General features: G+C 71.1%; 10 protein-coding genes and 2 tRNA genes. 11 read left to right on the forward strand and 1 reads right to left on the reverse strand.

Translation table 11 applies throughout. The features are described from left to right. Window positions 1-22: 22 nt before the first annotated feature. The 9 genes from recF (at window position 23) to ACPYN7_RS12190 (ending at window position 9,707) form a co-directional block, all read left to right on the forward strand. Window positions 23-1,240 (forward strand): DNA replication/repair protein RecF, encoded by a 1,218-nt coding sequence (recF, locus tag ACPYN7_RS12150; protein WP_058873294.1) that lies wholly within the window; start codon window positions 23-25, stop codon window positions 1,238-1,240. Continuing rightward, entirely contained in the window at window positions 1,237-1,962 is a 726-nt protein-coding gene (locus ACPYN7_RS12155) for a DUF721 domain-containing protein (protein WP_424347820.1), read from the forward strand. The genes recF and ACPYN7_RS12155 overlap by 4 nt, the downstream gene beginning before the upstream one ends. Window positions 1,963-2,313: 351 nt before the next feature. Further along, window positions 2,314-4,401: a DNA topoisomerase (ATP-hydrolyzing) subunit B gene (gyrB, locus tag ACPYN7_RS12160; RefSeq protein ID WP_058873295.1), complete on the forward strand. Its 2,088-nt coding sequence runs from the start codon at window positions 2,314-2,316 to the stop codon at window positions 4,399-4,401. Window positions 4,402-4,491: 90 nt separating this feature from the next. Next, window positions 4,492-7,185 carry a DNA gyrase subunit A gene (gene gyrA / locus ACPYN7_RS12165; protein ID WP_058873296.1) on the forward strand — a complete coding sequence of 898 codons (2,694 nt, stop codon included), beginning with the start codon at window positions 4,492-4,494 and terminating at the stop codon, window positions 7,183-7,185. Next, entirely contained in the window at window positions 7,182-7,796 is a 615-nt protein-coding gene (locus ACPYN7_RS12170; protein ID WP_082696975.1) for a DUF3566 domain-containing protein, read from the forward strand. Before gyrA ends, ACPYN7_RS12170 begins: the two co-directional genes overlap by 4 nt. 93 nt (window positions 7,797-7,889) lie before the next feature. Beyond that, window positions 7,890-7,963 (forward strand) — tRNA-Ile (locus ACPYN7_RS12175). 32 nt (window positions 7,964-7,995) lie between these two features. Continuing rightward, window positions 7,996-8,118 (forward strand): hypothetical protein, encoded by a 123-nt coding sequence (locus ACPYN7_RS12180; RefSeq protein WP_269433307.1) that lies wholly within the window; start codon window positions 7,996-7,998, stop codon window positions 8,116-8,118. Between the two features lie 12 nt (window positions 8,119-8,130). Next, window positions 8,131-8,206, forward strand: a tRNA-Ala gene (locus ACPYN7_RS12185). Window positions 8,207-8,387: 181 nt separating this feature from the next. Further along, on the forward strand, window positions 8,388-9,707 hold the full coding sequence (locus tag ACPYN7_RS12190; protein WP_058873297.1) for an Nramp family divalent metal transporter: 1,320 nt from the start codon (window positions 8,388-8,390) through the stop codon (window positions 9,705-9,707). A 76-nt stretch (window positions 9,708-9,783) separates the two neighbouring features. On the opposite strand, the gene ACPYN7_RS12195 is transcribed toward ACPYN7_RS12190, so the two are convergent. After that, window positions 9,784-10,656, reverse strand: coding sequence for a hypothetical protein (locus tag ACPYN7_RS12195; protein ID WP_058873298.1), 873 nt, complete (start codon window positions 10,654-10,656; stop codon window positions 9,784-9,786). Window positions 10,657-10,815: 159 nt separating this feature from the next. On the opposite strand from ACPYN7_RS12195, the gene ACPYN7_RS12200 reads away from it, so the two are divergent. Both ACPYN7_RS12200 and ACPYN7_RS12205 read left to right on the forward strand, forming a co-directional pair. Continuing rightward, the gene (locus tag ACPYN7_RS12200; RefSeq protein ID WP_424347821.1) at window positions 10,816-11,361 is read left to right on the forward strand and encodes a peptidylprolyl isomerase; all 546 of its coding nucleotides are present in this window, start codon (window positions 10,816-10,818) and stop codon (window positions 11,359-11,361) included. Window positions 11,362-11,499: 138 nt separating this feature from the next. Beyond that, the gene (locus ACPYN7_RS12205) at window positions 11,500-12,300 is read left to right on the forward strand and encodes a rhomboid family intramembrane serine protease (RefSeq protein ID WP_058873300.1); all 801 of its coding nucleotides are present in this window, start codon (window positions 11,500-11,502) and stop codon (window positions 12,298-12,300) included. Window positions 12,301-12,391: the final 91 nt, after the last annotated feature.

Raw genomic sequence — 12,391 nt, forward strand, 5'->3', positions numbered from 1 at the left:
ACCGGAAGCTGCTGATCCCGGCGTGTTCGTCGACCACCTCTCACTGCTCGACTACCGGACGTATGCCCATCTGGACATACGTCTCGCGCCCGGGACCACCGTGTTCCTGGGGCCGAACGGCGTGGGCAAGACGAACATCGTCGAGGCCCTGGACTACACGGCGGGCCTGTCCTCCCACCGGGTGTCCTCCGACGGACCGCTGATCCGCTTCGGCGCCGAGCGCGCCATCGTCCGCGTCCGGGTGCGGCGGGGCGCTCAGCAGACCGTCCTGGAGCTCGAGCTCAACGACGGCCGCGCCAACCGGGTGCGCATCAACCGGGCCTCCCCGGTGCGGGCGCGGGACGCGCTCGGCATCGTGCGGACCGTGCTGTTCTCGCCGGAGGACCTGGCCCTGGTGAAGGGCGACCCCTCCCACCGGAGGCGTTTCCTCGACGACCTGGCCAAGTCCATGCGCCCCGTCCTCGCCGGCACCCTGGCCGACTACGAGAAGGTCCTCAGGCAGCGCAACGCGCTGCTGAAGTCCGCCCGCCGGAGCGGCCGGTTCACGGACGTCCACCGGTCGACGCTGGCCGCCTGGAACGACCAGTTCGCCCGGGCCGGGGCGGCCATCCTGCACGCGCGCCTGCAGCTCATCGACGCCCTGGCCCCCCAGGTCGCGACCGCCTACGGCCAGCTCACGGACGGGAGCAAGGCGACGACGCTGCGCTACGTCTCCTCGGTGCTGCCCGAGAGCGCGGCCGGGGACGCCGAGCGGCTGCGCGGCTTCAGCCCGGCGGATCTCCACCAGCTGGTCCTCGACGCGTGCGCGGCCGCGGAGCAGCGCGAGCTCGAGCGGGGGCTGACGCTCGTGGGCCCGCACCGCGACGAGCTCGAGCTGCTGCTCGGCGAGGCCCCGGCGCGCGGCTACGCCTCGCACGGCGAGACCTGGTCCTACGCCCTGGCCCTCCGGCTCGGCTCCTGGTACGTGCACCTCGCGGACGACCCCGCGGAGGGCGCGGCGCCGATCCTCGTCCTGGACGACGTGTTCGCGGAGCTCGACGCCCGCCGCCGCAGCCGCCTCGCCGCGATCGTGGCCTCCGCGGAGCAGGTGCTCGTGACCGCCGCGGTCGAGGAGGACCTGCCGGCCGAGCTCGTCGCGGGCCCGCACGACGTGGTCCGGGTGGGCCCCGGCACCGCCGTCCGGGACGACGAGCCGGCGCCCGCCGGCACCGGCCCGGAGCCGGAGGAGGCGTCGTCGTGAGCCGGCCGCCGCGCGAGGAGGGCGACCGCCCGGCCCGGGAGCCCGGGGGGACGCCCGGCTCCGGGCCGCCCGCCCCCGGAACGGACGTGGCCGGACCCAACGTGCCCGGGCGGAACGTGCCCGAGGCGAACGTCGTGCGGATCGAGGACGAGATCGACGCCCCCGCGGCGCTGCTCACCCGGATGCGCCGCGCCGCGGAGGCCCGCGGGGACGGGCGGCTCCACGGCGCGGCCGCGCGGCGCAACCTCAAGGGCTTCGGCGCCGCGATGGAGTCGGCCACCGCGTCCGCCGCCGAGCGCCTGGGCCGCCGGGGCAACGACGTGGACCCGCGGGCGCTCGGCGGGTACTCCGGGGCGGGACGCTCCGCCCGCGACCCCCGGGGCGTCGGCGCGGTGCTGGACGGCCTCGTGTCCGGACGCGGCTGGAAGTCGCCGGTCGCCGTGGGCTCGGTGCTCGCCCGCTGGGACGAGCTCGTGGGCCCGGGCATCGCCGGGCACTGCCGGCCGGAGAGCTTCGACGAGACCGTGGTGCGCGTGCGCTGCGACTCGACCGCCTACGCCGCGAACCTGCGGCTCATGGTGCCGCAGCTGCTGCGGATGTTCGACGAGCACCTGGGGGAGGGCATCGTCACGCGGATCGAGATCCTCGGCCCCGCGGCCCCGAGCTGGAAGCGCGGCCGCCGCTCGGTGCAGGGCCGCGGTCCCCGGGACACCTACGGCTGACCGGGGACGGCCGGGACCGCTGAGCGGCCTCGTGGCGCGCTGCGGCCCCCCGGGGGCGTCCCGGGGGTCGCGGAGCGCGGAAAAAGTGGTCCTGAGGCCCTTTCCAGGCCGTTCAGAGGGGTCTGGGAGCACCCCGGGGCCACGGTTTTCCGATAGAATCGATCCCAGACAGCAATCGACGGACCGGGCCCCCACGGCCGATCGCGACAACCCCGCCCGCGGCGCGGGCACCCGGAGACGTCGAACCGTTCCGATCCTGCACGAGCCGATGAGCCGTCGAACGTCTCATCGGCGTTCTCTTGTGCTGTCCGGAGCGGGACCGGTGTGCCCAACAGGAGGAGCCAGGAACCCGTGGCAACAGAGGATCCGCAGAAGCGCGAGTACGGTGCCGGTGACATCACCGTCCTGGAAGGTCTCGAGGCCGTCCGCAAGCGTCCCGGCATGTACATCGGCTCGACCGGCCCGCGCGGGCTGCACCACCTCGTGTACGAGGTGGTCGACAACTCGGTCGACGAGGCCCTGGCCGGCTACTGCGACCACATCGAGATCACCCTCCAGGCCGACGGCGGCGTCCGGGTCGTGGACAACGGCCGCGGCATCCCCGTGGACATCCACCCGACCGAGGGCCGGCCCACCGTCGAGGTCGTCATGACGATCCTGCACGCGGGCGGGAAGTTCGGCGGCGGCGGCTACGCCGTCTCCGGCGGTCTGCACGGCGTGGGCATCTCCGTGGTCAACGCGCTGTCCCGGCGCGTCGAGACGGAGGTCCGGCGCCAGGGCCACGTCTGGCGGATGGTCTTCGCCGACGGCGGCATGCCCCAGGGCGAGCTGGTCCGGGGCGAGGAGACCTCGGAGACCGGCACCACCCAGGTGTTCTACCCGGACCCCGGCATCTTCGAGACCGTCGACTTCGACTTCGAGACGCTGCGGGCCCGCTTCCAGCAGATGGCGTTCCTCAACAAGGGCCTGCGCATCACCCTGACGGACGAGCGGGCCCCGGAGGAGTCCGGCGAGGAGATCGCCGGCTCCGCCTCGGACCGCACCGCCGTCCACGCGGACGCCGAGCCGGTCGAGGGCCGCGACGGCGGCACCGACGTGGCCCGGCTCAACCACGAGGACCAGGACGGCTCCGGGCACCGGCGGGTCGTCTACAAGTACGACCACGGCCTGCTCGACTACGTGACGTTCCTGAACACGTCCAAGAAGGCCGACCTCGTCCACGACGACGTCATCGCGCTCGAGTCCGAGGACACGGAGCGCAAGATGTCCCTCGAGCTCGCCATGCAGTGGACCACGGCCTACACCGAGTCGGTGCACACCTACGCGAACACGATCAACACCCACGAGGGCGGCACCCACGAGGAGGGCTTCCGCTCGGCCATGACCTCCCTCGTGAACCGCTACGCCCGGGAGAACAGGCTGCTCCGGGACAAGGACGAGAACCTCACGGGCGACGACGTCCGCGAGGGCCTCACGGCCGTCATCTCGATCAAGCTGGCCGAGCCCCAGTTCGAGGGCCAGACGAAGACCAAGCTCGGCAACTCCGAGGCGAAGACCTTCGTCCAACGCGAGGTCAACAACCGGTTCGGCGACTGGCTCGAGCGCAACCCGGCCGCCGCACGGGAGATCATCCGCAAGGCCATCAACGCCTCGCAGGCCCGGCTCGCGGCCCGCAAGGCGCGCGAGACCACCCGGCGCAAGGGCCTGCTCGAGTCCGGCGGGATGCCGGGCAAGCTCAAGGACTGCTCGTCCAAGGACCCGTCCCTGTCCGAGATCTACATCGTGGAGGGGGACTCCGCGGGCGGTTCGGCGGTGCAGGGGCGGGACCCCGCCCACCAGGCGATCCTGCCCCTGCGCGGGAAGATCCTCAACGTGGAGCGCGCGCGGCTGGACCGGGCGCTGTCCAACGCCGAGGTCCAGTCGATGATCACCGCCTTCGGCGCGGGCATCGGCGACGACTTCGACATCGAGAAGGCCCGCTACCACAAGATCGTGCTGATGGCCGACGCCGACGTGGACGGCCAGCACATCACCACGCTGCTGCTGACGCTGCTGTTCCGGTTCATGCGCCCGCTCATCGAGCACGGCTTCGTCTACCTGGCCCAGCCGCCGCTGTACCGGATCAAGTGGTCCAACGCCCCGCACGACTACGTCTACACGGACGCCGAGCGGGACGAGGCGCTGGCGCGCGGGCTCGCCAACAACCAGCGCATCCCCAAGGAGAACGGGATCCAGCGCTACAAGGGCCTCGGCGAGATGGACTACACCGAGCTGTGGGACACCACGATGGACCCCGACCACCGCACCCTGCTGCAGGTGACCATGGAGGACGCGGCCGCGGCGGACCAGATCTTCTCCGTGCTCATGGGCGAGGACGTCGAGTCCCGCCGCGAGTTCATCCAGCAGAACGCCAAGGACATCCGGTTCCTCGACATCTGATCCGCGACATATGTCCCGCTCGGCATGCAACAGCCGGGGGCGGGGCCTGCGCAGGACGCCGAGGACCAGCAGACAGAACGGAAAGACCGCATGAGTGACGAGACCCAGGACGGCCGGACCCCCGAGGACGCCGGCCTCGCCGGCGACCTCGAGCACACCCCCGTGCTGACCGACCGCGTGGAGCAGGTGGACCTGCAGACCGAGATGCAGCGGTCCTACCTCGACTACGCCATGGCCGTCATCGTGGGGCGCGCCCTGCCGGACGTCCGCGACGGGCTCAAGCCGGTGCACCGGCGCGTGCTCTACGCGATGTACGACGGCGGCTACCGCCCGGACCGCTCCTTCAACAAGTGCGCCCGCGTGGTGGGCGAGGTCATGGGCCAGTACCACCCGCACGGCGACTCCGCGATCTACGACGCCCTCGTGCGGCTGATCCAGGGCTGGGTGATGCGCTACCCGCTCGCGCTGGGCCAGGGCAACTTCGGCTCCCCGGGCAACGACGGCGCGGCGGCGCCCCGGTACACCGAGACCAAGATGGCGCCCATCGCCATGGAGATGGTCCGGGACATCCACGAGGAGACCGTCGACTTCCAGGACAACTACGACGGCAAGAACCAGGAGCCGTCGGTGCTGCCGTCCCGGTTCCCGAACCTGCTGGTCAACGGCTCGTCCGGGATCGCCGTGGGCATGGCCACCAACATCCCGCCGCACAACCTGCGCGAGGTCGCCGACGGCGTGCAGTGGTACCTCCAGCACCCGGACGTCTCCAACGAGGAGCTGCTCGAGGAGCTCCTGCAGCGGATCAAGGGCCCGGACTTCCCGACCGGCGCGCAGATCCTCGGGCACAAGGGCATCGAGGACGCCTACCGCACGGGGCGGGGCTCGATCGCCATGCGCGCCGTGGTCAGCGTCGAGGAGATCCACAACCGCACCTGCCTGGTGGTCACCGAGCTGCCCTACCAGGCGAACCCGGACAACCTCGCGATGAAGATCGCGGACCTCGTGAAGGACGGCCGGATCACCGGCATCGCCGACATCCGGGACGAGACCTCCGGGCGCACCGGTCAGCGGCTGGTGATCGTGCTCAAGCGCGACGCCGTGGCCAAGGTGGTGCTCAACAACCTCTACAAGCACACGCAGCTGCAGGACAACTTCTCCGCCAACATGCTCGCGCTCGTGGACGGGGTGCCCCGCACCCTGAGCCTCGACGCGTTCATCCGGCACTGGGTCACCCACCAGATGGACGTCATCGTCCGCCGCACGCAGTACCGGCTGCGGCAGGCCGAGGCCGAGGCCCACATCCTGCGGGGCCTGCTCAAGGCGCTCGACGCCCTCGACGAGGTCATCGCGCTCATCCGCCGCTCCCCGACGGCCGACGACGCCCGCACCGGGCTCATGGAGCTCCTGCAGATCGACGAGGACCAGGCGCAGGCCATCCTCAACATGCAGCTGCGCCGGCTCGCGGCCCTCGAGCGGCAGAAGATCCAGGACCGGCACGCGGAGCTCGAGCGGCTCATCGCCGAGTACACCGAGATCATCGCCTCGGAGGAGCGCCAGCGCGGCATCATCTCCTCCGAGCTCGAGGAGATCGTGAGCCGCTTCGGCGACGACCGCCGGTCCGAGATCATGTACGGCTACGACGGCGACATGTCGATGGAGGACCTGATCCCCGAGGAGGAGATGGTCGTCACCATCACCCGCGGCGGATACGTCAAGCGCACCCGCTCCGACCAGTACCGCTCCCAGCGGCGGGGCGGCAAGGGCGTCAAGGGCGCGCAGCTGCGCGGGGACGACGTCGTCGAGCACTTCTTCGTCACCACCACGCACAACTGGATCCTGTTCTTCACGAACCTGGGCCGGGTCTACCGCACCAAGGCGTACGAGCTGCTCGAGGCGGGCCGGGACTCCAAGGGCCAGCACGTGGCGAACCTGATGGCCTTCCAGCCGGGGGAGCGGATCGCGCAGGTCATGGAGCTGCGCTCGTACAGCGACGCCCCGTACCTGGTGCTCGCCACCCGCAAGGGCCTCGTCAAGAAGTCCCGGCTGATGGACTACGACACCAACCGCACGGCCGGGGTGATCGCGATCAACCTGCGCGACGACGACGAGCTGGTCTCGGCCCAGCTCGCCTCCGCGGAGGACGACCTGCTCCTGGTCTCGCGCAACGGCATGTCCCTGCGCTTCACCGCGAGCGACGAGGTGCTGCGGCCCATGGGGCGGGCGACCTCCGGCGTGACCGGGATGAAGTTCCGCGACGGCGACGAGCTGCTGTCCGCCAACGTGGTCACCGACGACGCCTACGTCTTCGTGGTCACCGAGGGCGGCTACGCCAAGCGCACCAAGGTGGAGGAGTACCGGGTGCAGGGCCGCGGCGGCCTCGGCATCAAGGTGGCGAAGCTCGCGGAGCAGCGCGGCCGGCTGGTCGGCGGGATCATCGTGGGGGAGGAGGACGAGGTCCTCGTGGTGATGGAGTCCGGCAAGGTCGTGCGCACCGGCGCCTCCGAGGTCCCGGCCAAGGGCCGCGACACGATGGGCGTGATCTTCGCCAAGCCCGCGCAGGGCGACGCGATCACCGGGGTGGCCCACAACGCGGAGCGGGAGATCGCCGAGGAGGTCGACGCCGAGGCCGTGGCCGAGGTCGACGTCCAGCTCGACGAGACGATGGAGACGGCCGACGTCCTGGACGACGGGGCGGACGACGAGCACGGGTCCGTCCCCGGTTCCGGGGACACGGCGGACGATGAAGTAGCGTTGGACCCGAACAACAACGGAGGTAACGCATGAGCTCGAGTTCCGGCTCCAACGCCGCCGGCAAGTCCGGACGCGCCCCCCTCGCGTCCGCGCCCCGGACGGGGACCGGGGCGCCGTCCGGGACGGCGAGGCCCTCGACGAGCGCCCGGACCGCGCCGAAGCCGGCGAAGTCCGGCTCCGGGCCCGCCAAGCCGGGTGCGGCCAAGCCCGGCTCCGGTGCGGCCAAGAGCACGCGGCCCGCGAGCCCGGCGAAGGGCCTGGTCCGTCCGGCCCCGCGCCCGCGCGTGCGCCGGGCGCGGCTCGTGGTCTCGAAGGTGGACACCTGGTCGGTGCTCAAGCTCGCGTTCCTGCTCTCGGTCGCGCTGGGGATCATCACCGTGGTCGCCGCGGTCGTGCTGTGGATCGTCCTGGACCTCACGGGCCTGTTCGACGGGATCAACGAGCTGCTCGGGATGCTGGGCGGCGCGGGCGGGGCCCTGAACATCAAGGACTTCCTGTCCCTGGGGCAGATCGCGATCTTCGCGACGATCGTCTCCGTGGTCAACGTCATCCTGCTGACCGCGCTCTCGGTGCTCGCCGCGCTGCTGTACAACATCGCGGCGGCCCTCGTGGGCGGCATCGGGCTCACGCTCACGGACGACTGACCGCACGGCCGGCGGAGGCCGGCCCGGTCGCCGTGATTTGGCACGGGTCGGCAACTCCGGTATCGTTTCTTCTCGGTCCGCAAGGGCCGGAAAGGGCGTATAGCTCAGACGGTTAGAGCGCTTCGCTGATAACGAAGAGGTCCCAGGTTCAATTCCTGGTACGCCCACGGTTTCCCTTTCCGCAGGTCAGGAGGCAGGCGTGAACAGGAAAGTGGCTGCGGCGCTCGCCCTGGTCGGGGCATCGGTCGCGGTGCTCACCAAGCTGCGGGAGGCCGACGCCGACAGGTCCGCCTGGGCGGACGCCACCGACGAGGTGGAGTAGCCCGCACACCGCGGGGGCGTGGCGCAACTGGTAGCGCATCTGCTTTGCAAGCAGAGGGTTAGGGGTTCGAGTCCCCTCGCCTCCACCACATCGGATCCCGATCGAGCAGACGCTCGGTCGGGATCTTCTCGTTCCCGGCGAGGTCCCCGTCCCGGGGTCACCGCACGTCGGAGCGCAGATCCCGTGGCAGACTGGGCGCGTCCCCGACCGTCCTCCCGGCGAGCTCCCCGGCCGTTGCCAGGAGAGCCGCCCGGAACCCAGGAGAAGCCATGCCCCGAGACGACTTCGCCGACAAGGCGCTCACTCCACTGCCGGGCATCGACCCCGGCGAACCGCTCGAGAAGGTCAACGGCTGGAAGGTCGTGGGACCGGGCCTGGTGGTCGCGGCCACCGGGGTGGGCGCCGCGGACCTCGTGGCCACGCTCACCGCCGGCTCCCGGTTCGGCTACGGCCTGCTCTGGGCGGTCGTGCTCGGCACGGTCCTGAAGATCATCCTCGTCGAGGGGGCCGGGCGGTACTCCCTGGCCACCGGACGCACCATCTTCGAGGGCTGGCGCTCCCTGGGCCGGTGGACCACCGTCTACTTCGGGCCGTACATCATCATCTGGGGGTTCGTCTACGGAGCCACCGCCATGTCCTCGGCCGCGCTGCCGCTCGCGGCGCTGTTCCCGGTCCTGCCCCTGTGGGCGTGGGCCGTCTTCATGGGCCTGCTCGGCTTCTTCATGGTCTGGTTCGGCCGCTACGCCCTCGTGGAGCGGCTCGCCGCGCTCATGGTCGGCATCATGTTCGTCGTGGTCGTGGGGCTGGCGATCATCGCGGTCCCGAACGTCCCGGACATGATCACCGGCTTCGTGCCGGTCATCCCGGAGGGTGGGCTGGTCTACACCCTGGCGCTGGCCGGCGGGATCGGCGGCACCATCACCCTGGCCGCCTACGGCTACTGGCTGCGGGAGAAGGGCTGGTACCGGCCGCGCTGGATGCGGGTGATGCAGCTGGACAACGCGGCCGCCTACACCGTCACCGGCATCTTCGTGGTCGCCATGCTCATCGTGGGCGTCGAGGTGCTGTACTCCGCGGGGTACGCGATCAGCGCCGGGGACGAGGGCCTGCTCGAGCTCGGCGAGATCCTCAAGGACCGCTACGGCGACGTCATCGGCACCGCGTTCCTCGTGGGCTTCTGGGCGGCGTCCTTCTCCTCGCTGGTCGGCGTGTGGTCCGGCGTCTCCCTCATGTTCGCCGACTTCTGGGGCAACATCCGCGGCAAGCACAGCGGGCACCCGGACACCGTGACCGGCGGCAAGTACTTCCGCTTCTACCTGCTGTGGCTGACCTTCCCGCCCATGCTCCTGTTCATGCTGGGCCGGCCGGTGTTCCTGATCCTGCTCTACGGCGTGCTGGGCGCCCTGTTCATGCCGTTCCTGGCCCTGACCCTGATCTGGCTGCTCAACACCCGGCGCACGCCCGAGCGCTGGCGCAACGGCGTCTTCACGAACGTGATGCTGGCGGTGTGCGTGGTGCTGTTCACCGTGCTCGGCCTCTACCAGGCGTGGGACACGCTCCAGGACGTCATCGTCTGGTTCCAGGGCTGAGCGCCGGACCCCGCAGACGGACGGAGACCCCCGCTCCCGGAAGGGGAGCGGGGGTCTCCGGTCGATCGGGCGGGGCTCAGGCCTCGTTCTCGTCCTGCTTGCCCTGGATCTGCTCCTTGACCTCGTGGATCGTGGTCTTGGCGTCGTCACCGACGGACTTGGCGTTGTCCTTGACCTCGGAGGCCGCCTCCGAGACACCGCCGGACTGGCCGGCCGGGGTGGTCGCGTCCTTGACGTCGTCGACCTGCACGCCGGTGCCGGCGGCCACGGTGGACTGCTGGGCCACCGGGGACGCGGTCACGCGCGGGGACGTGGCCGCGGGGGTCTTCCAGGGGTCCTCGACGGGGCGCGAGGCCTTCCAGGCGGCCACGCCGGCCACACCGCCGGCGGTGAGCAGGCCCAGCAGCAGCAGGCCCTTGTGGGACTTCTCCGCCTTCTTCTGCTGCCTGGCGTAGTCCTTGGCGACCTTCGCGGCGGCCTTCTTCGCGTTGGCCACGGCCTTCTTGTCGCCCGTGAGCTTCGCGACGATGGCCTCGAGCTGCTCCGGGGTGTCCGCGTCGGCGAACTTGCCGGCGAGCAGGGCGGCGGCACCGGCGTACTTCGCCTGCATCGCGGTGCGGCTCTCGGAGGCCCGGTCGGCGGCCTTCGCGGCCACGGGGCCCGCGGTCTTCGCGGCCTTCGCCGCGACCGGAGCGGTCACCGCGGCAGCCTTCAGCTTCGCGGAGCCGGAGAGCTCGTGGGCGCGGCCCAGTCCCTCCTGCACCTTCGGGCCGGCGGTCGCGACACCGCCGGCGAGGGCCGCGGCGCCCGCCTCGACACCGTGCTGGAGCCGGGGCGCGAGGTCACCGATCTCCTTGGACGCCCACTTGCCGGCGTCCAGGACCCTGCTCTCCGCGGCCTTCTGCGCCGCGACGGCCTTCTTCTCGCTCTTGGACTTCTTGAAGCTCATGAATCCATCCCTCCTCGGGTCGTGACAATCCTTTGTCAGCATACGGGCAGAGCCGTTCCGGCAGGAGGGTGCGCCGCGCAATCCCGGGCCTTTTCACTGTGCGCTGAACCCTGGGACCCCGCCGGGGACGGCCTCCGGGCACCGTGCAAGAATGAGCCCATGACTTCTGCCATTCCCACCGCCAAGGCGACCATCCACACGAACCACGGCGACATCGTCGTGAACCTGTTCGGCAACCACGCCCCGAAGACCGTCAAGAACTTCATCGGCCTCTCGGACGGCACCCAGGAGTGGAGCGACCCGCGCACCGGCGAGAAGCAGACCGGGCCCCTGTACCAGGACGTGGTCTTCCACCGCATCATCCGCGACTTCATGATCCAGGGCGGGGACCCCCTGGGCCAGGGCATCGGCGGACCGGGCTACGAGTTCGACGACGAGATCCACCCCGAGCTGAACTTCAACGAGCCCTACATCCTGGCGATGGCCAACGCCGGCAAGCGCAACGGCAAGGGCACCAACGGGTCCCAGTTCTTCATCACCACCGCCCCCACCACCTGGCTGCAGGGCAAGCACACCATCTTCGGCGAGGTGGCCGACGAAGCGTCCCGGAAGGTCGTCGACGAGCTCAACGACGTCCGCACCGGCGCCATGGACCGTCCGGTCGAGGACTGCGTGATCACCTCGATCGACGTCGAGCAGCTCTAGATCCGAGCGACGTCCCCGTCCCGGCGCCGCCGGGACGGGGACCAGCGGCGCAGGCCCGTCCGGAGCGATCCGGGCGGGCCTGCGCCGTTCCCGTCCCGTCCAGCGACCCGGGCCCGGACCGGCCCAGGAGGAATTCCAGTGAGCGGCGAGCGACCGCAGTACGGCGCGTCCACCGGGGGCGAGACCCCGGTGTGCCCGCGTCATCCCGACCGGCCGGCGTACGTCACGTGCCAGCGCTGCGGCCGTCCGACGTGCCCGGAGTGCCAGCGCACGGCCGCGGTGGGCGTCCACTGCGTCGACTGCGTGCAGGAGGCCGGGCGCTCGCGCCCGGCCGTGCGCACGAGCCTGGGCGGCCGGGCCGCCCGGGGCTCCTCGATGCTCGTCACCTGGTGGCTCATCGGCGCCAACGCGGTGGTCTACGCGCTGCAGTGGCTCCTGCAGGCGGTGGGCGTGAGCCTGCTGCAGCTGTTCGCCTACGCCCCCGTCACCACCACCTCCGAGCCGTGGCGGATGCTCACGAGCGGGTTCCTGCACTCGATGTCGAGCCCGCTGCACCTGCTCCTGAACATGTACATGCTCTACCTGTTCGGGCGGATGCTCGAGCCGGCGCTGGGCCGCGGCCGGTTCCTGCTGCTGTTCCTGCTCTCCGTGCTGGGCGGCTCGGTGGGCGTCCTGCTGCTCTCGCACCCGCTCAGCCTCGTGGTCGGCGCGTCCGGAGGAGTCTTCGGCCTCTTCGGCGCGCTCTTCGTGCTGCAGCGCCACCTGGGGCAGTCCATCACGCCCATCGCGGTGCTGATCGGCGTGAACGTCGTCTTCGGGTTCCTCTTCCCCGGCATCGCCTGGCAGGCGCACCTGGGCGGGCTGCTCACCGGGGCGCTGGTCGCCTTCGGCTACACCGCGGCCACCCGCAGGCGTCGCGGTGCCGGCCGCCGCCGCTGACCCCGTCCCCACTGACCCCGTCCCCACTGACCCCGTCCCCACTGACCCCGTCCCCACTGACCCCGTCCCCACTGACCCCGTCCCCACTGAC

This window comes from Kocuria sp. CH-021, from assembly GCF_049716185.1.
GTDB lineage: Bacteria > Actinomycetota > Actinomycetes > Actinomycetales > Micrococcaceae > Kocuria > Kocuria cellulosilytica.